Origin of the sequence: endosymbiont of Ridgeia piscesae (assembly GCF_001443665.1) — a bacterium.
Lineage (GTDB): Bacteria > Pseudomonadota > Gammaproteobacteria > Chromatiales > Chromatiaceae > Endoriftia > Endoriftia persephonae.
Map to the genome: position 1 here is coordinate 1 of NZ_KQ557195.1, position 481 is coordinate 481.

The 481-nt window shown below is 48.9% G+C and carries 1 protein-coding gene; it reads right to left on the minus strand.

The features are described from left to right. Positions 1 to 396: protein-tyrosine phosphatase family protein (locus Ga0074115_RS16410; protein ID WP_157292837.1), on the minus strand; the 396-nt coding region annotated here is incomplete at its 3' end. Positions 397 to 481: the final 85 nt, after the last annotated feature.

Below are 481 nucleotides of genomic sequence, written 5' to 3' on the forward strand. Positions count from 1 at the left end.
CTCTTCCGATCTGACTTCACCCAGAAGGTTATCCTTGCTGGCATCGATAACCTTCTGGGTGAAGTCGTCAACCTGTTCCTGACTTGGCACTACGCCATCAATCGGGATGCTGATATAACGCATACCCAGCGCCTCAGTCTCCAATTGATGTAATCGTGCGGTTTTTTTTGGTGTTCCGAGGTCGATCACGGCTTCAAACCCGAAAGTTTTCAGTTCCGCTATACGATTGATCTGACGACCACGGGTTGCCTGTAAATAGGGAATAGCTCGACCAGGGTCTGGAATGGCAATACCGTATCCCATTCTCCCCGGTAACTTGGATGTCTTATAGGTAAGTGTGTGCGATACTGATTTTCCATCGATGGTAGTGAGCACTGCAGCATTGTGTCGATTCATTTCCCCGTCACCCCACCAACCACAGGCGTACACTGACTTGGGTGACATTGCGAAGAGGCATAACAAAGTAGTGATGGATACAGAT